The 19002-nt window shown below is 58.6% G+C and carries 17 protein-coding genes and 1 pseudogene; 14 read left to right on the top strand and 4 right to left on the bottom strand.

The window, feature by feature from the left end:
* The first annotated feature begins 79 nt into the window (after positions 1-79).
* From IB212_RS17855 to IB212_RS17830, 6 genes and pseudogenes are all read left to right on the top strand, one after another.
* Positions 80-685, top strand: coding sequence for an ankyrin repeat domain-containing protein (locus IB212_RS17855; RefSeq protein WP_041908539.1), 606 nt, complete (start codon positions 80-82; stop codon positions 683-685).
* A gap of 107 nt (positions 686-792) precedes the next feature.
* Positions 793-2334, top strand: a complete 1542-nt coding sequence (fdrA, locus tag IB212_RS17850; RefSeq protein ID WP_041908541.1) for an acyl-CoA synthetase FdrA — start codon at positions 793-795, stop codon at positions 2332-2334.
* On the top strand, positions 2334-3749 hold the full coding sequence (locus IB212_RS17845) for a DUF1116 domain-containing protein (RefSeq protein WP_041908543.1): 1416 nt from the start codon (positions 2334-2336) through the stop codon (positions 3747-3749). Before fdrA ends, IB212_RS17845 begins: the two co-directional genes overlap by 1 nt.
* A gap of 11 nt (positions 3750-3760) precedes the next feature.
* Positions 3761-5342 (top strand): annotated as a pseudogene (locus IB212_RS17840) (xanthine permease).
* Complete coding sequence (locus IB212_RS17835; RefSeq protein ID WP_041908547.1) at positions 5339-6295, top strand: carbamate kinase family protein; 957 nt, start codon at positions 5339-5341, stop codon at positions 6293-6295. The pseudogene IB212_RS17840 and the gene IB212_RS17835 overlap by 4 nt, the downstream one beginning before the upstream one ends.
* A 1-nt stretch (position 6296) precedes the next feature.
* Entirely contained in the window at positions 6297-7676 is a 1380-nt protein-coding gene (locus IB212_RS17830) for an amidohydrolase family protein (RefSeq protein ID WP_041908549.1), read from the top strand.
* Between the two features lie 18 nt (positions 7677-7694).
* On the opposite strand, the gene IB212_RS17825 is transcribed toward IB212_RS17830, so the two are convergent.
* Positions 7695-8615: a LysR substrate-binding domain-containing protein gene (locus IB212_RS17825; protein ID WP_028014161.1), complete on the bottom strand. Its 921-nt coding sequence runs from the start codon at positions 8613-8615 to the stop codon at positions 7695-7697.
* Positions 8616-8830: 215 nt separating this feature from the next.
* On the opposite strand from IB212_RS17825, the gene IB212_RS17820 reads away from it, so the two are divergent.
* From IB212_RS17820 to IB212_RS17800, 5 genes are all read left to right on the top strand, one after another.
* Positions 8831-10162 carry an MFS transporter gene (locus IB212_RS17820; RefSeq protein WP_041908551.1) on the top strand — a complete coding sequence of 444 codons (1332 nt, stop codon included), beginning with the start codon at positions 8831-8833 and terminating at the stop codon, positions 10160-10162.
* Between the two features lie 36 nt (positions 10163-10198).
* Positions 10199-10948, top strand: a complete 750-nt coding sequence (locus IB212_RS17815; RefSeq protein WP_003862216.1) for an SDR family NAD(P)-dependent oxidoreductase — start codon at positions 10199-10201, stop codon at positions 10946-10948.
* Between the two features lie 12 nt (positions 10949-10960).
* Positions 10961-11806, top strand: coding sequence for a transketolase (locus IB212_RS17810; protein WP_041908553.1), 846 nt, complete (start codon positions 10961-10963; stop codon positions 11804-11806).
* Complete coding sequence (locus IB212_RS17805; RefSeq protein WP_041908555.1) at positions 11806-12804, top strand: transketolase family protein; 999 nt, start codon at positions 11806-11808, stop codon at positions 12802-12804. The genes IB212_RS17810 and IB212_RS17805 overlap by 1 nt, the downstream gene beginning before the upstream one ends.
* Before the next feature lie 74 nt (positions 12805-12878).
* Positions 12879-13613: a bifunctional 2-polyprenyl-6-hydroxyphenol methylase/3-demethylubiquinol 3-O-methyltransferase UbiG gene (locus tag IB212_RS17800; protein ID WP_041908558.1), complete on the top strand. Its 735-nt coding sequence runs from the start codon at positions 12879-12881 to the stop codon at positions 13611-13613.
* Here the strand turns inward: IB212_RS17800 and IB212_RS17795 are convergent.
* Positions 13607-14209: a short chain dehydrogenase gene (locus IB212_RS17795; protein WP_028014155.1), complete on the bottom strand. Its 603-nt coding sequence runs from the start codon at positions 14207-14209 to the stop codon at positions 13607-13609. The two genes, IB212_RS17800 and IB212_RS17795, sit on opposite strands and share 7 nt — an antisense overlap.
* 97 nt (positions 14210-14306) lie before the next feature.
* Between IB212_RS17795 and IB212_RS17790 the strand changes: the two genes are divergently transcribed.
* Both IB212_RS17790 and IB212_RS17785 read left to right on the top strand, forming a co-directional pair.
* Positions 14307-15194 carry a LysR family transcriptional regulator gene (locus IB212_RS17790; protein WP_045260881.1) on the top strand — a complete coding sequence of 296 codons (888 nt, stop codon included), beginning with the start codon at positions 14307-14309 and terminating at the stop codon, positions 15192-15194.
* Between the two features lie 20 nt (positions 15195-15214).
* Positions 15215-16396: a PLP-dependent aminotransferase family protein gene (locus IB212_RS17785; RefSeq protein ID WP_047367525.1), complete on the top strand. Its 1182-nt coding sequence runs from the start codon at positions 15215-15217 to the stop codon at positions 16394-16396.
* Between the two features lie 45 nt (positions 16397-16441).
* On the opposite strand, the gene IB212_RS17780 is transcribed toward IB212_RS17785, so the two are convergent.
* Entirely contained in the window at positions 16442-16861 is a 420-nt protein-coding gene (locus IB212_RS17780; protein WP_023619020.1) for a nuclear transport factor 2 family protein, read from the bottom strand.
* 97 nt (positions 16862-16958) lie between these two features.
* Here IB212_RS17780 and IB212_RS17775 point away from each other — a divergent pair, with 97 nt between their 5' ends.
* Positions 16959-17675, top strand: coding sequence for a helix-turn-helix domain-containing protein (locus IB212_RS17775; protein ID WP_045629905.1), 717 nt, complete (start codon positions 16959-16961; stop codon positions 17673-17675).
* A gap of 152 nt (positions 17676-17827) precedes the next feature.
* Here IB212_RS17775 and IB212_RS17770 read toward each other — a convergent pair whose 3' ends face one another.
* Positions 17828-18997 carry an HlyD family efflux transporter periplasmic adaptor subunit gene (locus tag IB212_RS17770; RefSeq protein WP_088204896.1) on the bottom strand — a complete coding sequence of 390 codons (1170 nt, stop codon included), beginning with the start codon at positions 18995-18997 and terminating at the stop codon, positions 17828-17830.
* Between the last annotated feature and the right edge of the window lie 5 nt (positions 18998-19002).

The following is a 19002-nucleotide window of genomic DNA, read 5'->3' as shown; positions in this document are numbered from 1 at the left end:
TCATTTTTAAGCGGATTCTTTTGTGACCAGGCTGTTGCTATTCTCAGGTCAACAGAAGTGAAACATTGGGAGACTGAATATGTCTGCAAACGCACTCGTTACGGAATTTCTGCTGGCGGCAGAAGAGGGCAACATCGACGCGCTAAAAGCCTGCCTGGATAACGGCGTGGATATTAACGCCACCAACCGCCAGAAAAGAACCGCCATTATTATTGCCAGCCTGAAAAAGCATTATGCCTGCGTGGAATTTTTAATTGCCGCCGGCGCGGATATTGATAAACAGGACCAGACCTGTTTTAACCCCTTCCTGATAAGCTGCCTGACTAATGATTTAACCCTGCTGCGCATCGTTCTTCCGGCGAATCCGGATCTCGACCGTCTGACGCGCTTCGGCGGCGTGGGCATTACCCCTGCCAGTGAAAAAGGCCACGTTGAAATCGTGCGCGAGCTGCTGGAAAAAACCGATATTAACGTCAACCACACTAACTTTGTCGGCTGGACGCCGCTGCTGGAAGCCATCGTGCTGAATGACGGCGGCGCAAAGCAGCAGGAAATTGTGAAGCTGCTGCTGGATCACGGCGCGAATCCGCACATGACCGATAAATACGGCAAAACCCCGCTCGAACTGGCGCGGGAAAAAGGCTTCGATGCAATAGCCGATCTGCTGCTGGCGGCGGGCGCATAACGCATTCGGCCAGCCACGTCCGGCTGGCCGTTAATTCAAACAGTATTTTTACCGACGTGCATTCTGCGCGACGGCGGCCCCCTTTTATCCGTATTCAGGAGAAAACAATGCCAACCAAAATCGTCATAAAAAAGAACACGTATTTCGATTCGGTTTCCTTAATGTCGGTTTCCACCAAAGCCAATAAATTGCCGGGCGTCGAACAGGCGTTTGTGGCAATGGCGACGGAAATGAATAAAGGCGTTCTGAAAAATCTCGGGCTGCTCACGCCGGAATTAGCGGAAGCCAAAAATGGCGACCTGATGATCGTGATTAAAGGCGACGCGGCGAACGATGAAACGCTGGCGGAAATAGAGGCTTTATTTACCCATAAAGCGAGCGGCGGCACCCATGAAGCACGCTACGCGACGATTGCCAGCGCCAAAACTCATCGCCCGGACAGCAACCTGGCGGTCATTTCCGTCAACGGCACCTTTGCCGCCCGCGAAGCGCGTCAGGCGCTGGAAAACGATCTTAACGTCATGCTGTTCTCCGATAACGTGTCGCTCGACGACGAGCTGGCACTGAAGCAGCTGGCGCATGAGAAAGGGCTGCTGATGATGGGGCCAGACTGCGGGACCGCCATCATCAACGGTGCGGGGCTGTGCTTCGCCAACGCGGTACGTCGCGGGCCGATTGGGATTGTTGGCGCCTCCGGCACCGGCAGCCAGGAGCTGAGCGTGCGCATTCACGAGTTCGGCGGCGGCGTGTCGCAGCTGATCGGCACCGGCGGGCGCGATCTCAGCGAAAAAATCGGTGGCCTGATGATGCTCGACGCCATCGACATGCTTGAGGCGGATGAGGGCACCCGGGTGATTGCGCTCATCTCCAAACCAGCGGCTCCTGCCGTGGCAGAAAAAGTGCTGGCCCGCGCCAGAGCCTGCCGCAAGCCGGTGATTGTTTGCTTCCTCGGCCGCAGCGAACCGCCCGCCGATGAAGACGGCCTGCAGTTTGCGCGTGGCACCAAAGAAGCGGCGCTGAAGGCGGTGCTGCTTACCGGCATTAAAAAAGAGTCCCTGGATCTGCATCCGCTCAACTGGCCTTTGATTGAAGAGGTGCGCGCCCGCCTGACCCCACAGCAGAAGTACATTCGCGGCCTGTTCTGCGGCGGCACCCTGTGCGACGAGGCGATGTTTGCCGCGCTGGAGAAGTTCGACGATGTCTGGAGCAATATCCAGCCGGATCCGGCTAAGCGCCTGAAGGACATCAGCGTCAGCCAGGCCCACACCTTCCTTGACTTCGGTGACGACGACTTCACCAACGGCAAACCGCACCCAATGATCGACCCGACCAACCGCATCAGCCGCCTGCTGCAGGAGGCGCGCGATCCGCAGGTGGGCGTCATCGTGATGGACTTCGTGCTCGGCTTTGGCGCGCACGAGGATCCGGTAGGGGTGATGATCGACGCGATCAAAGAGGCACAGGCGATCGCGAAAGCCGATAACCGTCCGCTGGAGATCCTCGGCTACGTGCTCGGCACCGACCAGGATCCGCAGTCGCTGGCGCAGCAGTGCCAGCGGCTGACCGACGCAGGCGTCATCTGGGCCAGCAGCAGCACCAACACCGGATTACTGGCACGCGAATTTGTCTGCAAAGGGGAGAAAGCATAATGACCACTTTATTCAACCAGCCGCTTAACGTCATTAACGTCGGCATTGCGATGTTCAGCGACGACCTCAAAAAGCAGCACGTTCCCGTGACCCAGCTCGACTGGACGCCGCCGGGGCAGGGCAACATGCAGGTGGTGGAAGCGCTCGACCAGCTGGCGAAAAAACCATTGGCGGAGAAGATCGCCGCCGCGAACAAAATCGCCCTTGAGCGCATCATCCAGTCTCACCCGGTGCTGGTGGGCTATGACCAGGCAATTAACGTAGTGCCGGGCATGACCCGCACCACCATTCTGCACGCCGGTCCGCCCGTCGCATGGGAAAACATGTGCGGCGCGATGAAGGGCGCGGTTACCGGGGCGCTGCTATTTGAAGGGCTGGCGACGGATCTGGAGGATGCTGCAAGGCTGGCTGCTTCCGGGGAGATCACCTTCTCGCCGTGCCACGAGCACGACTGCGTGGGCTCCATGGCGGGCGTCACCTCCGCGTCGATGTTTATGCACATTGTTGAGAACAAAACCTACGGCAACCGCGCCTTCACCAACCTCAGCGAGCAGATGGCGAAGATCCTGCGTATGGGCGCTAACGACCAGAGCGTGATCGACCGCCTGAACTGGATGCGCGACGTGCTCGGCCCGATGCTGCGCGACGCGATGAATATCATCGGCGAAATCGACCTGCGCCTGATGCTGGCCCAGGCGCTGCACATGGGCGACGAGTGCCACAACCGCAACAACGCCGGCACCACGCTGCTGATCCAGGCGCTGACGCCGGGGCTGATTCAGGCGGGCTACCCGGTGGAGCAGCAGCGCGAGGTGTTTGAGTTTGTCGCCAGCAGCGACTACTTCTCCGGCCCGACGTGGATGGCGATGTGTAAAGCCGCGCTGGATGCCGCTCACGGCATTGAATATAGCACCGTGGTTACCACCATGGCGCGCAACGGCTACGAGTTCGGCCTGCGCGTTTCCGGCCTGCCGGGACAGTGGTTCACCGGCCCGGCGCAGCAGGTGATTGGCCCGATGTTCGCGGGCTACAGGCCGGAAGACTCCGGACTGGATATTGGCGACAGCGCCATCACCGAAACCTACGGCATCGGCGGCTTTGCGATGGCGACGGCACCGGCCATCGTTGCGCTGGTGGGTGGCACGGTGGAGGAAGCCATCGACTTCTCGCGCCAGATGCGCGAAATCACCCTCGGCGAGAACCCGAACGTCACCATTCCGCTGCTGTCGTTTATGGGCATTCCAACCGCCATCGACATCACCAGAGTGGCGGGCAGCGGCATTCTGCCGGTGATCAACACCGCCATTGCTCACAAAGACGCGGGCATCGGCATGATTGGGGCGGGCATCGTTCACCCGCCGTTTAGCTGTTTTGAAAAGGCGCTGTTGACCTTCCGCGATCGCTACGTTCTATAAGGTATGCATCCATGAAAAACATGAAACTGGAGTGGAAAAGAGGTGACTGGGCGGCCTATTTCGGGTTGATGACCAACAACCTGACTAATTTGCTGACCATGATGGGGCTGCTCATTTTTGTCGTCGGCATCCCGAAGGAGATTGTTTATGGACGCATCGCGCCGGCCTTCGGGCTGGCGGTGCTGGTAGCGAGCTTATGCTACACATGGTTTGGTCTGCAAATGGCGCGCACCACCGGACGTACGGACGTCACCGCGCTGCCGTCCGGCCCGAGCGCACCCTCGATTTTTACCGTGACCTTTCTGGTTCTGATGCCCGTCTACCAGCAAACCGGGGATGCGGATTTCGCGATTCAGATTGGCCTGGTGTGGTGCTTTGTGGAAGCAATGATCCTCGCGGGCGGCTCGTTCCTGGGTGAGACCATTCGCAAGATGATCCCGCGTACCGTGCTGCTGTCGTGCCTGTCCGGTCTTGGCCTGCTGCTGCTGGCGATGAACCCGATGTTGCAGGCGTTCGAAGCGCCCACCGTGTCGTTCATCGTTCTGCTGCTGATCTTCATTAACTGGTTCGGTAAAAAGCCGATTTTCGCCAAAATCCCGACCGGCCTGCTGCTGCTGATTGCCGGAACGGCGCTGGCGTGGATTTCCGGACTGCAAAGCCCGGATGCCATTAAGGCGTCCATGTCATCCTTCGGCTTTAACCCGCCGGAGGTGCACGTGGACAGCTTTATGCAGGGCCTGCCGCACGCGCTGCCTTATCTGGCGTCCGCCGTACCGCTGGGTCTGGCGAACTACATCTTTGACCTGGAGAACATCGAAAGCGCCCACGCGGCGGGGGATGAGTACCCGACCCGCAGGGTGATGCTGGCGAACGGCCTGGCTTCCATGCTCGGCTGCCTGATGGGCAACCCGTTCCCGGTCACGGTCTACGTGGGCCATCCCGGCTGGAAGGCGATGGGGGGCGAGCATCGGCTACACGCTGGCGTCCGGCGTGACCATGTTCATCGTGCCGCTGTTCGGGCTGGGGGCCTTTATGCTCGCCATCATACCGATGACCGCTATCGTGCCGATTCTGGTGTTTATCGGCGTTGTCACCGCCAACCAGGTGGTGCGGGAAACGCCGAAAGTGGAGGTGCCCGTCATCTTTATCTGCCTGTTCCCGTGGATCGCTAACTGGGCGCTGACCATGATGAACAGCGTGATGAGCGCGGCGGGAACCAGCGCGGCGAAAATTGGCACCGACGTGCTGCACAGCAAAGGGATCTACTACGAGGGGCTGATGCACCTCGGCAACGGCGCGCCGCTCGCCAGCATGCTCTGGGGCTGTATCGCTATCTTCGCCATCATCAACAAACCGCTGCGCGGGGCCGTGGCTGCGGCGGGCGGGGCGCTGCTGGCGCTGTTCGGGGTGATCCACGCTCCGGTCGTGGGCTTTGCCGAAGGCAGTTCGCTGATGTTCGTCACCGCGTATCTGATGATGGGCGGCATGTTTGTGGTGAAGCATGTGCTGGATACCTCTGTTAATCCCCATCTCCCTGTGGGAGAGGGCCGGGGTGAGGGCACCAGAACGCACCTTCTAAAGGAAACAAAATGAAAGAGCTTATGGTCGTCGCCATTGGCGGCAACAGCATTATCAAAGACAACGCCAGCCAGTCGGTTGAGCATCAGGCGCAGGCGGTTAAAGCGGTGGCCGAGTCCGTGCTCGAAATGCTGGCCTCCGACTATGACATCGTGCTTACCCACGGCAACGGCCCTCAGGTGGGGCTGGATCTGCGCCGCGCCGAGATCGCCCACGAGCGGGAAGGGCTGCCGTTGACCCCGCTGGCAAACTGCGTGGCGGATACCCAGGGCGGCATCGGCTACCTGATTCAGCAGGCGCTAAACAACCGCCTGGCGGCGCGTGGCGAGCAAAAGGCGGTCACGGTCGTTACCCAGGTGGAGGTGGATAAAAACGATCCCGGCTTTACGCATCCGACAAAACCGATCGGCGCGTTCTTCAGCGAGGCGCAGCGCGACGAACTGCAGCGCGCGCACCCGGACTGGCACTTTGTCGAGGATTCAGGCCGGGGCTATCGCCGCGTGGTGGCCTCGCCCCAGCCGCTGCGCATCGTCGAGGCGGATGCGATTAAGGCGCTAACGCAGAAAGGTTTTGTGGTCATCGGCGCGGGCGGCGGAGGCATTCCCGTTGTGCGCAGCGAGCAGGGGGATTATCAGAGCGTGGATGCGGTTATCGATAAAGATCTCTCCACCGCGCTGCTGGCCCGTGAGATTTGCGCCGACGTGCTGGTGATAACCACCGGCGTGGAGAAAGTCTGCGTTAACTTCGGCAAGCCAGACCAGCAGATGCTGGACACCGTCAATGTAGCGCAGATGACGCGCTACATGGACGAAGGCCACTTCCCGGCGGGCAGCATGCTGCCCAAAATCGTCGCCTCGCTGGCATTTTTACGCCACGGCGGCAGGCGCGTGATCATCACCTCGCCGGACCGCCTTCCCGCGGCGTTGCGCGGTGAAACGGGTACCCACATTGTTAATGAAGGAAGATAAGATGAGTGAAAACAAAAGCCGCCGCGAGTTTATCAGCCAGAGCGGCAAAATGGTCACCGCCTGCGCGCTGTTTGGCGCCACCGGCTCCGTCGCGTATGCTGCCGACTCTGCAAAGGCAACCTGCGAGACGGGTAAACCGATGAAGATCATCGCGAAACATTACTATCTGGACAACGTGCTGCTGGAGGCCGGGTTTAATTTCGAGGGCAGCGTGGCGACGAGCACCCGCACCGAGCTGAAAACGCTGGAGATCAAAGACGGGAAAATTGTCGCCCTGCGCGATAACGGCAGCCACGCCGACGCGACCCTGCCGCACTACGACGCGGGTAAAAAGCTGATGCTTCCGGCGATGCGCGACATGCACATTCACCTGGATAAAACCTTCTACGGCGGCCCGTGGCGCTCCCTGAACCGTCCGGCGGGCACCACCATTCAGGACATGATCCGCCTGGAGCAGAAGCTGCTGCCGGAGTTACAGCCCTACACGCAAGAACGCGCCGAAAAGCTGATCGACCTGATCCAGTCTAAAGGGTCCACCATCGCCCGCAGCCACTGCAATATTGAGCCGGTTTCCGGCCTGAAAAACCTGGAAAATTTGCAGGCGGTGCTGGCGCGCCGCAGCGCAGGTTTTGACTGCGAAATCGTTGCCTTCCCGCAGCACGGCCTGCTGCTCTCCAACGCTGAAAAGCTGATGCGCGAGGCGATGCAGGCGGGGGCGCACTACGTAGGCGGGCTGGACCCAACCAGCGTTGACGGCGCGATGGAGAAATCGCTCGATACCATGTTCCAGATTGCGCTGGATTACGACAAAGGGGTGGATATTCACCTCCATGAAACCAGCCCGGCGGGCGTGGCGGCGGTGAACTACATGGTGGAAACCGTGGAGAAAACGCCGGAGCTGAAGGGGAAGCTGACCATCAGCCACGCCTTCGCGCTGGCGACGCTCAACGAGCAGCAGGTGGATGAGATTGCCACCCGCATGGCGGCGCAGCAGGTGACCATCGCCTCCACCGTGCCGATTGGCACCCTGCACATGCCGCTGAAGCAGCTGCGGGAGAAGGGCGTGTTTGTTATGACCGGCACCGACAGCGTGATCGACCACTGGTCGCCGTACGGTCTGGGTGACATGCTGGAGAAAGCCAATCTGTACGCCCAGCTCTATATTCGCCCGAACGAGCAGACGCTCTCCCGCGCGCTCGGCATCGCTACCGGCGACGTGCTGCCGCTGAACGATAAAGGTGAACGCGTATGGCCGAAAGCGCAGGACGACGCCAGCTTTGTGCTGGTGGACGCCTCCTGTTCCGCCGAGGCCGTGGCGCGCATTTCTCCGCGCACCGCGACGTTCCACAAGGGGAATCTCGTCTGGGGCACGGTCGCCTGACGCCACGATGGGGTATCGCTACAGGTGATACCCCGACAATCGCAACTCCCGATCAATCCACTCGACGAACTGCTGGATCTTCCACGCGCGTTCGTTCATGTGCGGCATCACCAGATGATGCGCGTTAATGGCGATTCCCATCTCATCCGGCAGCACCTGTACCAGCGAGCCATCCTTCAGGTGATCGGTAGCCATCATTTTGCTCTCCAGAATAAACCCCAGCCCCATGCGCGCCGCTTCAAAGCTCATATAGGAACGGTCGAAGCTGAGGCTGAAATTGAGCCAGGGCCTGTCGATATTGTGCCAGGCGAACCATTTTTCCCAGTTCACCAGAGTGCTGGTGGAGGAGATAAGCGACTGTTGCAGCAGATCGGCGGGCGTGCTGATGGGATGCTCTTCTGCATAGCCCGGCGAGGCTAATACTACCAGCGTGTCGTTTTTAATGGTCATCACCCGGTAAGCATCCCAGTCCGGAATACCATGACGGATATCAATGTCGATATTATCTCTGGCGAACTGCAGGTTCTCATAGGAGCAGGTGAGATTGATGGTGATATCAGGATATTCTGCGCGGAATCTGCCCAGACGGCGCAACAGCCATGACAGTCCGAAAGTGGGGGAAGAGTGCACGCGAAGCACAGCATTGTCTTTTTCTTTCACGATCTGATCGGTGGCGCGTCCAATGGCGCTCATCGCCGCCGAGACCTCCCGCAGATATTTTTCTCCCGTCGGGGTGAGTTGAACCCCTTTGCCGCTGCGGATAAATAATTTCTTGCCCAGCCACGATTCCAGCGACGCGATCTGGTGGCTTACCGCCGAAGGCGTGACGTTGAGCTGTTCCGCCGCCTGATGGATGCTCAGGGCGTTAGCAACGGCGATAAACGCCTGCAAATTTCTGAGCGAGGGCAGCGATAACGTCTGGCGATCCTGCGCGGACATGGCCTACTCCTTACACGATAATTGATAAAAAACATAACATTGAGACTGCGAGCGGGCAATTTTATCCCGATGTTATTTTTTTGAGCTGTATCGCGAATCAAATTTATCTCAGCAATAAATGAGCTTTATTGAATGGCGTTTCATGGGGGAGCCGATATATTGACGTTGAACGCAATAATAAAACGACTCACGGTGTTCGAATAATGAGGTAAGTTATGTCTCGTATAGAACAAGCTGTCCCCTACATAAAGACTAAAAAAACCAATTACCGTTTCGTTGTGCTGGCATTAATTTTTATTGTTTATGCCATTAACTATGCTGACCGAACAAATATTGGTGCGGTACTGCCGTTTATCATTGACGAATTTCATATCAATAATTTCGAAGCCGGTGCCATCGCCAGCATGTTTTTTTTGGGATACGCCCTGAGCCAAATTCCTGCGGGCTTTTTTATTGCCAAAAAGGGAATTCGCGGCATGGTGGCACTGTCGATATTCGGCTTCTCTGCCTTTACCTGGCTGATGGGCACCGCAACCTCGGTTCTGGGCCTGAAGTGTATCCGCCTGGGGCTGGGGTTAACAGAGGGGCCGTGCCCGGTCGGGCTGGCCTCCACCATCAATAACTGGTTTCCGCCAAAGGAGAAGGCCACGGCCACGGGCGTCTACATCGCCGCCACCATGTTCGCGCCCATCCTCGTGCCGCCGCTGGCCGTGTGGATCGCCATGACCTGGGGCTGGCGCTGGGTCTTTTTCTCCTTTGCGATCCCAGGATTGGTCATTGCCGTCCTGTGGTATCTGCTGGTACGTACGAAGCCGTCCGAGAGCGCATTCGTCTCTAAAGCGGAGCTGGAGACCATTACCGCCGGCCAGGAGACGCCGGACGCCAGACGTGAAAACATCGTGATTTCACCGGGCTTTGCACGCCTCGATCGGCTGATCCGCGTGCGGGAGTTAGCCCCGGTAAGCACGGTGAAAGGGCTGTTTACCTCGAAGAATATTCTCGGCGACTGCCTGGCCTATTTTATGATGGTCAGCGTGCTGTACGGACTGTTGACGTGGATCCCGCTCTATCTGGTGAAAGAGAAAGGCTTTACGTTTATGAGCATGGGGCTGGTCGCCAGCATGCCGTGCATCGGTGGATTTATCGGTGCGATTTTTGGCGGCTACGTCTCCGACAAACTGCTCGGCCGCCGACGTAAACCGACCATGATGTTTACCGCCATCAGCACCGTTTTAATGATGGTCATTATGCTGAATATTCCGCAAAGCACCGTGGCGGTTTGCGTCGGACTATTTTTTGTCGGTCTCTGTCTGAATATTGGCTGGCCCGCTTTTACAGCTTATGGCATGGCTGTTGCGGACAGTAAAACCTATCCCATTGCCGCGTCCATCATCAATAGCGGCGGTAATCTCGGCGGATTTGTTTCCCCGATGCTGGCAGGTTATCTGCTGGATAAAACAGGTAGTTTTAATTCCGTGTTTATTTATTTCGGTATTTGCGCAGCCATTGGCTTAATTATGATTATGCTGCTGGAAGAACCGAAATAAATCATTAAATATCTCTTGTCCGAATGGAGTAAATATATGCTACTGAAAAATAAAGTCGCCGTTATTACCGGCGCGGCTTCCGTACGCGGTTTGGGTTTCGCTACGGCGAAATTATATGCCGAACAGGGTGCGAAAGTGGTGATTATCGATTTAAACGCTGAAGCCAGCCGGGCTGCCGCCGCGAGTCTGGGCGACGAACATCTGGGCCTTGCGGCGAACGTCAGCAATGAATTACAGGTTAATGCCGCCATTGAGCAGGTGCTGGGGAAATACGGGCGCATCGATATTCTGGTGAATAACGCCGGCATTACTCAGCCGATCAAGCTGATGGATATCAAACGCGAAAATTACGATGCGGTGCTTGACGTCAGCCTGCGCGGCACGCTGCTAATGTCCCAGGCGGTTATTCCCACTATGCGCGCGCAAAAGTCGGGCAGCATCGTCTGCATTTCATCGGTATCGGCCCAGCGCGGCGGCGGCATCTTCGGCGGCCCACACTACAGCGCTGCAAAAGCGGGTGTGCTGGGACTGGCAAAAGCCATGGCGCGTGAACTGGGGCCCGACAATGTGCGGGTAAACTGCATCACGCCGGGTCTTATCCAGACGGACATCACCGCAGGCAAGCTGAGCGATGAGATGAAAACGTCCATTCTGGCGGGCATTCCGCTTAACCGCCTCGGAGACGCGCAGGATATTGCCCGCGCCGCGCTGTTCCTCGGCAGCGACCTCTCTTCTTACTCCACCGGTATCACGCTCGACGTGAACGGCGGGATGCTGATCCATTAAGGAGATACGACGATGATGGATACCACAGTTCAACAGGTTGCCGCTGCGGCCTGGCGCATTCGCCGCTACGCGCTGCGCATGGGCGAAGTGCAGGGGCAGGGCTACATCGGGCAGGCGCTGGGCTATGCCGATGTGCTGGCCACCGCGTTTACCCACGGAATGAACCTAAAGCCGGGCGAGCCGGAGTGGGAAGAGCGCGACCGTTTTCTGCTCTCCCACGGCCATTACGCCATTGCCTGTTATGCGGCCCTGATTGAAGCCGGGATCGTTCCTGAAGAGGAGCTGGAGACCTATGGTGCGGACGACAGCCGCCTGCCGATGTCCGGTATGGCAACCTACACGCCAGGTATGGAGATCTCCGGCGGTTCGCTGGGGCAGGGCTTAAGCATTGGCGTTGGCATGGCGCTGGGGCTGAAGCACAAGCAGAGCGCGGCATGGGTCGTTAACTCCATGTCGGACGGCGAGCTGGACGAAGGGTCAACCTGGGAAGCGGCGATGTCGGCGGCACATCACGGCCTGTCGAACCTGATCGTGCTGGTGGACATTAACCGCCAGCAGGCGGATGGCAACTCGCACGCGATCCTCGGCTTTGAGCCGCTGGAGGATAAATGGACCTCCTTCGGCTGGTACGTGCAGCGCGTGAACGGCAACGATGTTCCTGCGCTGGTGACGGCGTTTGATAACGCCAAACGCTACCCGGAAAACCAGCCGCGCGTCATTTTGTGCGACACGCTGATGGGCAAGGGCGTGCCGTTCCTCGAAAAGCGTGACAAGAACCATTTTATTCGCGTGGATGCTGACGAGTGGCAAAAGGCACTCGCCGTGCTGGATGCCAACAAACCTGAAGGAGTGCTGTAATGAGCCAGACCACGGAGAAAAAACCGCGTTTAACCACGTCGGCGATGATTGCCTCTATCGCGGAAGAGGGCCAGGAGACGCGCGCCGCACCGTTCGGTCACGCGCTGGTGAAGCTGGCGGAACAGCGACCGGAGATCGTCGGCATGACGGCGGATCTGTCGAAGTACACCGATCTACACATTTTTGCCCAGGCCTACCCGGAACGCTTCTTCCAGATGGGCATGGCCGAACAGCTGCTAATGGGGGCCGCGGGCGGCATGGCGAAAGAGGGCTTTATTCCTTTCGCCACAACCTATGCCGTCTTCGCTACCCGCCGCGCCTACGACTTTATCCATCAGGTGATTGCTGAAGAGCACCTGAACGTGAAGATCTGTGCGGCGCTGCCGGGGCTAACCACCGGTTACGGGCCGAGCCACCAGGCGACGGAAGATATTGCGATTATGCGCGGTATTCCGGGCATGACGATTATCGATCCCTGTGACGCAATCGACACGGAACAGGCGGTGCCGGCGATGGCAGCGCACGATGGCCCTGTCTATATGCGCCTGCTGCGCGGCAAGGTGCCGGTGGTGCTGGACCAGTACAACTACCAGTTTAAGATTGGCAAAGCTGCGCTGCTGGAAGAGGGGAGCGATGTCCTGATCGTCGCCTCAGGCCTGATGACCATGCGTGCGCTGGAGGCGGCGAAGCAGCTGCGTAAGGATAACGTCAGCGTGGCGGTGCTGCACTCGCCCACCATTAAGCCGCTGGACGAAGAGACGATCCTGGCGCAGGCCGCGAAGCCGGGACGGCTGCTCATCGTGGCGGAAAACCACAGCAGCGTAGGCGGGTTGTGCGAAGCCGTCGCGTCGCTGTTGATGCGCAACCGCGTGAACGTGGATTTCGATACCGTCGCGCTGCCGGACGCGTTCCTTGATGCGGGCGCGTTGCCAACCCTCCATGACCGCTACGGGATCTCAACCACAGCCATGGTGGAGAAAATCCGGCGCAGGCTGTGATTTATCAGACGGATACGTTGCCAACGGGCGAGGGGTGCTTTACCCTCGCCTCTGTTGCGATAAAGGAGTCCGTCATGGCACAAAACATCTACGACAACCCGGCGTTTTTTGAAGGCTACGCTCAGCTTCCGCGTTCGGTGCACGGGCTGGACGGTGCGCCTGAGTGGCCTGCGCTCAAGGCAATGCTGCCTGATTTAACCGGTAAAGCGGTTATCGATCTCGGCTGCGGTTACGGCTGGTTCTGCCGCGCGGCGCGCGCGCTGGGCGCTAGCGACGTTACGGGCGTCGATATCTCAGAAAAAATGCTTGCCCGCGCGGCTGAACTGACGAATGACCCGCAGATTCACTATCAGCGTAGCGATCTGGAATCTCTTCAGCTTCGCGAAAACAGTCTCGATCTGGTCTACAGCTCGCTGGCGCTGCACTACCTGCCGGAACTGGACACGCTATTCGCCAACGTTCAGCGCGCGCTAAAACCGGGTGGCAGCCTGGTCTTCTCGATGGAGCACCCGATTTACACCTGCGCCACCCGTCAGGGCTGGCTGACCGACGACAGCGGCGAGCGGTTCTGGGGCGTGAACCATTATCAGGATGAAAGCCAGCGCGTCAGCAACTGGCTGGCGGATGGAGTGATTAAATACCACCGCACGCTGGGCACCACGCTTAACGCGCTGATAAAGGCCGGGTTAACGATAAGTGAAGTCAATGAGTGGGGACCAACGCAGGCGCAGATTGACGCCTGGCCTGCATTGTCCGAAGAGGCGGAGCGCCCGATGCTGGTGCTGATGTCCGCCCGTAAGGCTCAGTAACCTACCTTATACACCCGCCCGCTCTGCACCCCTTCCACGCTGCGGCGGTAGGCCTGGGCCACGGTCGCGGCGGGAACGCTTTCAAAGCCAGGGAAGAACCCGTCATACGCTTCGGCGGATTCCGTCAATACCGTTGGGCTAATCAGGTTAATGCGGATCCCGCGCGGCAGTTCGCAGGCTGCGGCGCGGACAAACCCTTCCAGCGCCGCATTGACCGTGGTGGCATTTACGCCCTGCGCAATCGGCTCGTGCGCCACAATCCCGCTTATCAGCGTAATCGAGCCGCCTTCGTTCAGATAATGCTGGCCGGTCAGCGCCAGGCGCACCTGCCCGAGCAGCTTATCCTGCAGGCCCTGGTTGAAGTCGCTGTCCTTCATGGTCGCGAGCGGGCCAAAGTAGAGACCACCGCTGGCGGAGACAATCGCATCCACCGGGCCGATTTTCTCAAACAGCGCCTGCACGCTCGCCTGCGAGGTAATATCCACCTGGTAGTCGCCCCGCGTGCGACCCACGCGGATGACCTCGTGACGACGGCTTAACTCTTCGGTTACGGCACGACCGACCGTACCGCTGGCACCAATAATGACGATTTTCATATCCGACTCCTCATGTTGTGAGCCCTCATTCTTTAATAAATAAAAAGTCAGATAAACTGGGCTAAAGTTAGATGATTGCTAACCAGGGGTTTGGAATATGGATAAGCTTCGCGGCATGGAGACGTTTATCGCGGTGGTAGAGAGCGGCAGCTTCACCGGCGCGGCGGCGCGGCTGGAGATGTCGGCGGTGATGGTCGGGAAATATATTGCGCTGCTCGAATCTCAGCTCGGCACGCGGCTGCTGGAGCGCAATACCCGTCGCCAGAGCCTGACCGACGCCGGACGCGTTTATTTCGAAGAGGCCAGGCGCGTGCTGGAGCAGGTCTCGATTGCCGAAAGCGCGGTTGAACGGCTGCGCGCGGCGCCCGCCGGCACCCTGCGCGTCACCGCCCCCACGTCGTTTGGCGGCTGCGCGATCGCCCCTCTGACGGCCACATTTTTGCAGCGCTACCCGGAAGTGCGTATCGAACTGGATCTCACCAACCGGATGGTCGATCTGGTGGAAGAGGGGGTCGATCTGGCCATTCGCATTGGCGATATCCGCAATGACGATCTGGTGGCGAAATATCTGTGTCCCTACAACATGGTGATCTGCGCCGCGCCGGATTATCTGGCGCGACACGGCACGCCGCAGACGCCCGCCGATCTGGTGGATCATCTGTGCCTGTCGCACACGGTGTGGACCGCGCGCAACGAGTGGCGGCTGCCGGGTGCGGAAGGGGAGGTGCGCTGGAAGCGTGATGCGATCTTAAGATGCAACGACGGCTACGGCTTACGCATGGCGGCGCGAGCCGGGGCAGGGCTGCTGCTGCAACCGGAAGTGCTGGTGGCGGAAGAGCTGGCTAGCGGCAGGCTGGTGCGCGTGCTGGAGCCGTTCACGCCCGCGCCGAGGCCGGTACATTTACTGTGGCGTCAGGATTTGCGCCCCCTCCCTAAGCTAACGGAATTTATTGCTCATATTCTGCTAAGATTGGGCACAATATAAAAAAAGAAGGTAATCAAAGAATGTCTGCAAACAAACTCGCCAGCAGCGCGCAGGGCCTGCAATCATCTGCCATCCGTGAATTATTAAAACATAGCAAAATGGCGGGCGTGATTTCGCTGGGCGGCGGTATTCCCAATCCGGACCTGTTCGATCGCGAAGGGCTTAAAATTGCCGCCGATGCCGTGTTGTCACAGAATTTTGGCGAGGCGTTCCAGTATGGCCTGACGGAAGGCGTACCGGGGCTGCGCGAAGAAATTAAACGCATCTGCGAGGGGCGCGGCATCGCCTGTAAGGCCGATGACGTGGTCATTACTTCCGGCTCTCAACAATCTCTGGACGTGCTGGCGCGTGCGTTAATTAATCCGGGCGATACGGTTGTCGTTGAACGTCCTACCTATCTCGCCGCGCTGCAGGTCTTTGGCCTGGCACAGGCGAATTTTGAATCCGTCGGCACCGATGGCGACGGCATGAAGGTCGATGAACTTGAGGCGCTGGTGGCGAAGAAAACCATCAAGGCGGTTTATATCGTTCCAACCTTTGGTAACCCTGGCGGCGTAACGCTTTCCGAAGCGCGCCGTAAACAGCTGGTGGAATTATCAAAGCGCTATGATTTCGTGATTATCGAAGACGATCCATACAGCGAAATTAACTACACCGACGACGTGTTCCGCCCGCTGATTGCCCATGCGAAAGATATCGGCAATGAGGATAACGTGGTGTACACCTCTACCTTCTCCAAAATCCTCGCGCCGGGCACCCGCGTGGGCTGGGTGCTGGTGCCGGAATGGCTGAAGCGCGCGGTGGTGAACCTCAAGCAAACCACCGATCTGCACACCAGCACGCTGTCCCAGCTGATGACCTACGAGTACCTGAAAACCGGGCGTCTGGCGAACCAGATTAAAATGATCCGCGAGGCCTATCGCCAGAAATACCAGACGTTTGCAACGGAACTGGAAGCCGAGCTGGGCGATGTGATGTCGTTCCATAAGCCGAAGGGCGGGATGTTCCTGTGGGCAAAAATGAACAACGGCATGAATACGACGAAATGGCTGGAAAAAACCTTAAGCAACGGCGTGGTGTTTGTACCGGGCGAGTTCTTCTACTGCAACGAACCGGACCCGACAACGCTGCGCATGTCATTCGTCACCCCAACGGATGAGCAGCTTAAAGAAGCGGTTCGACGCCTGAAAATCTCCCTGTAACAGAGCGCGCATAACGGCAGTTGCCGTTGTGCGCGCAGGGTGAGCTTATTGCGTGGCGTGGGCGAGCGCGCGGTCTGAAGCATCGCCGCCGATCGTCTGCGTCACTTCATGGATACGACAGATTTTCCCCTCGCGTAGTGCGGCAAACATATACACCTCTAATTCCGCCTGGCGACCATCTGGATACGTCACCGTAGCCCAGTGCCGGTCTGCTAAAAGATTCTCGTGACAGGCCAGCTCTTCTACCCTGAATGCGATCGCGCGGATCTGCGAGCGGACGTGGTTCAGGTGCTGCACAAAACCCCGATAATCAAGCGCGTGACCATCCGTGTACTGCTGGTAATCGGGCGTGAACACCTCTGCGGGATCTAATTCGCCTTTGAACAAGCGGCTTAACAGGCACGCCATTTTTTCGCGCTGTAGGGTATTGTCAGGCTGGGCTATCAGGGTTGTGATGATGCTCATGTTGGCTCCTTGTGTAGTTGAGCCACCATTATCCTTGACAGTCGACGGCGTAGTTTCTGTAATACGTCGATGAATAACGATTTTCGGCCAGGATAAGATGATCGGTACAGAGACGCTCCGCCATCCCGGCGGTTACCGCACCGCGTGGCACAGCCATCCCACCGGACAGCTCTGGCGTATTGCAACGGGGCTGCTGGTGATTGAGACCCAACAGGGGCGTTCGGTTGTACCGGCAAACCATATTGGCTGGATCCCGCCGGGCCAGCAGCATGCCGCCTTTTCTGAAAGCGCGATAGAAGGCTGCGCTATCTATCTTGACCCTCCGTGCTGTGCAATGCTTCCCGATGCCCCCGCGCTGTTCGAGCCCGACGATCTCACTCATGCACTGTTTTCCCGCTTAAGCGTTGCAGAAAACGAGTACGATCCGCGAAAGCTCACCCTGCTGCTGGATGAGCTTGCCCTGACGCCTCAGGTGCACTTTTATCTGCCCGTACCGACGGATCCGCGTCTGAAGAACGTGGTCAGCCACTTGCTGCAGTGTGTCGATGATAATCAAACGGTCAAGAGCCATGCCAGCCATGCCGGGATGAGCGTACGTACGTTTAACCGTCGATTTAGCGCCCAGACGGGAATGAACTTCGTCAACTGGCGGCAGCTGGCGCGCGTCATGCAGGCAATAGAGTGGCTGGCGGCGGGGAAGCCGGTGGGATGGATTGCGCTGTCCTGCGGCTACAGCAGCGTCAGCGCATTTATTGAGGTTTTCAGAGCATGGACCGGTAAAACGCCGGGGCAGTGGGGGATTAAAGGTGGCTAAAGTGAACGGAATGACCACCACAGCCGTATGTTCCCCTCACCCTAACCCTCTCCCCAAAGGGGCGAGGGGATTGTTCAGTGCTAGCATTAATGTGTGGGGAACCCTCAGCCTTTGGGGAGAGGGAGAAGATCGTAGCCGCTGCCCGGCGAAGACTATCGCTCCCTCAGCGCCTCCTTCGCCCGGTTAAACGGCTTGATCAGATAATCCAGTACCGTTTTCTCCCCGGTCTTAATGTCCACTGTGGCAATCATCCCCGGCACGATCGAGAAATGCCTGCCCGCCTTATTCACCAGGTAATCCTGGCTGGTGCGGATAAACACGCGGTAGTAGAACACCTCCGGCTTGGCCTCGTCCTGGATAGTGTCCGGGGATATAGTCTCCACCACCCCGTGCAGCCCGCCGTAGATGGCGTAATCGTAGGCGGTGATCTTCACCAGCGCCTCCTGGTTCGGGTGGATAAAGGCGATATCGCGCGGCGAGAGGCGGGTTTCAATCAGCAGATGATCGTCCACCGGCACAATCTCCATCAGTTCGCCGTTGGGCGGGATCACGCCGCCGATGGTGGTGACTTTGATATTTTTCACGATCCCGCGCACCGGGGATTTTACCGTCAGGCGGGTGACGGAATCCTCGCGGCCTTTGAGGATCGCCGAGACCATATCCACCTCGGCGTTGGCCTTGGATAGCGCCTCGCGCGCCTGAACGTAATACTGGGAACGCACGTCGGTGAGCTTCAGCTCCAGGTCGCTTTTCTGTCGCTGCAGGCGGAGCACTTCCACGTGGCTGGCGGCACCGGTTTTTACCAGCCGCTGGGTGATTGCCAGCTCTTTGTTTGCGAGATCTAACGCTGAACGCAGTTCACGCTGCGTGTCCTCCAGCTGCGCGCGGCGAGAATTGTAGAGCCGCGTTTCGGCGGCGGTTAGTTCGGTCCATTTCTCCAGCGAAGGCGGGAACTTCAGCGGCAGATCGTTCACCTCGGCGTACAGACGGGCGCTGGAGGCAAGCGACGCGCGGTAGCGCGCCGCGCTTTCGCCGACGTTCGATTCGGAACGTGTTGGATCCAGCCGCGCCAGCACCTGTCCGGCCTGCACCTGATCGCCCTCGTGAACGTTCAGCTCGGTGAGGATCCCCCCATCCAGCGACTGCAGCACCTGCTCGCGCGAGCTGGGGATCACTTTTCCGGTTCCCGTTGAGACTTCATCCAGCATCCCAAACCACGCCCAGACGCCCAGCGCCACAAACATCAGCAGCGAGAAGATCACAATCCGCCGCGCGCCGGTATAGCCGCTTTCGGAGTCGAGCGCATTATCCAGATCGTCCATCGCGG

The sequence above is a fragment of the Enterobacter sp. E12 genome, from assembly GCF_014596715.2.
GTDB lineage: Bacteria > Pseudomonadota > Gammaproteobacteria > Enterobacterales > Enterobacteriaceae > Enterobacter > Enterobacter bugandensis.
This window is presented reverse-complemented; position numbering and strand designations above follow the sequence as displayed.